Below are 1,670 nucleotides of genomic sequence, written 5' to 3'. Positions count from 1 at the left end.
CCCTTCTCCACCCGGCCCCCGCGCCCCGACCGGGGAACACAGACGGTACGGGCGCAGCCCTGTCCCCTTGGCCGGGGATGCCCGCCCTTCAGCGCCGTTCGGGCGGGAAGACGGCTTCGGTCGAGACACGGACCACGACGTACCGCAACGGCAACCCGCGGGACCGGGCGTCCTCAGCCGCCGCCATGGCGTCCTGGACGGCGTCATGCCGGTTCCGCTCGCTGTAGCCCATGTTGTTGAGCACGGTCAGGCTGGCGTCGCGCGAGTTGTATCCGATCACGAGGAACTCAGACCGCTCAAGCGGATCGTCGTGGGCGGCAGCCATCGGCCGTCCTTCCGGTCGACAAGGCCCGGCCGTTCTCCGGGCCGACTTCGCGTCAGCATCCCACAACCACACCCGGTCCGCCGCCCCAGCGGGGCCGCGCCCACCCATGCCCAAAACCCCAACGGGAGGACCCCATGCCGCACCGGCGCAACGACCGCATCACACCACCGGCCGACCCCGCCCCGGCCCGCTGGCGAGTCTCCTCCTACTGCGGCGCCTCCAACACCTGCGTCGCGCTCGCCCCCGCAACCTCGACAACCGCTAACCCGCACCGCCAGTCCACACCAGAACGTGAAGCGGCCCCGGCGCCAAGCCACCAGCACACCGCCGAGGGCACCCCAACCGATCACGGGACCTTCCCGAGAGGAGATGAGCCCATGACGCAGGGCTCCGCCACCCAGACATCGCACGGCCCCGACACCGACCACAGCACCGTCACCGGGCTGCGGACCTTCAGCTACGGCGGAGGCTGGCAGTCGACCGCCGCCCTGGTGCTGGCCGCCCGCGGGGAGATCGACTTCGGCACGTTCCTGTTCGCCAACGTCGGCGCCGATTCCGAATACCCTGCCACGCTGCGCTATGTCGCCGAACATGCGGCCCCGTTCGCCGCCGCGCACGGCATCGACCTGTTCGAGTTGCACCGCACCCGCCGGGACGGCTCTACCGAAACCCTCTACGGGCGTCTCATGCGGGAAGGGTCGCGTTCCATCCCGATCCCGGTGCGCATGTCCAACGGCGCGCCCGGCACCCGGTCCTGCACCGCCGACTTCAAGATCAAGGTCATCGGCCGCTGGCTCAAGGCCCACGGCGCCAACGCCACCCAGCCCGCCACGGTCGGCATCGGCATCAGCGTGGACGAGATCCACCGCGCCAACGCCCGCCGCTGCGAACCCCACGAGCGCATCGTGTACCCGCTGCTGGACCTCGGGATCCGGCGCGCGGACTGCCCCCGCATCATCCGCTCGGCCGGCCTGCCCGTCCCGCCCAAATCCTCCTGCTGGTTCTGCCCCTTCCACCGCCTCACCGCATGGCAGGACATGCGCCGCGATGAGCCCGGACTGTTCGACCGCGCATGCCACCTGGAAGACACCCTCAACGACCGGCGCCGCACCCTCGACAAAGACCCGGTGTGGCTGACCCGCTACAACGCTCCGCTGTCCGACGTGGTCCCCACCGCCGACCCGTTGCCGTTCGAGGACGGCGACGGCACCTGCGACAGCGGATGGTGCTTCACCTAACCACCCACCCACGGGACGAAAGCGGCCCTCGGCGCCAAGCCACCAAGCACACCGCCGAGGGCCCGCCCCCAACCGATCACAGACCCGCAAACGGGCCTTAGAAGGAG

At 70.5% G+C, this 1,670-nt stretch carries 2 protein-coding genes; one reads left to right on the top strand and one right to left on the bottom strand.

Going from position 1 to position 1,670, the window contains the following annotated elements; translation table 11 throughout:
* Positions 1–88: 88 nt before the first annotated feature.
* Positions 89–325 carry a hypothetical protein gene (locus tag E1264_RS42435; RefSeq protein ID WP_132183209.1) on the bottom strand — a complete coding sequence of 79 codons (237 nt, stop codon included), beginning with the start codon at positions 323–325 and terminating at the stop codon, positions 89–91.
* A gap of 377 nt (positions 326–702) precedes the next feature.
* On the opposite strand from E1264_RS42435, the gene E1264_RS42430 reads away from it, so the two are divergent.
* Positions 703–1,563 (top strand): phosphoadenosine phosphosulfate reductase, encoded by an 861-nt coding sequence (locus E1264_RS42430; protein ID WP_207937010.1) that lies wholly within the window; start codon positions 703–705, stop codon positions 1,561–1,563.
* The last annotated feature ends 107 nt before the right edge of the window (positions 1,564–1,670 follow it).

The organism is Actinomadura sp. KC216 (assembly GCF_004348535.1).
Taxonomy (GTDB): Bacteria; Actinomycetota; Actinomycetes; order Streptosporangiales; family Streptosporangiaceae; genus Spirillospora.
Note: the sequence above shows the minus strand (reverse complement) of the source record. Positions and strands in the feature narration are given on the sequence as shown.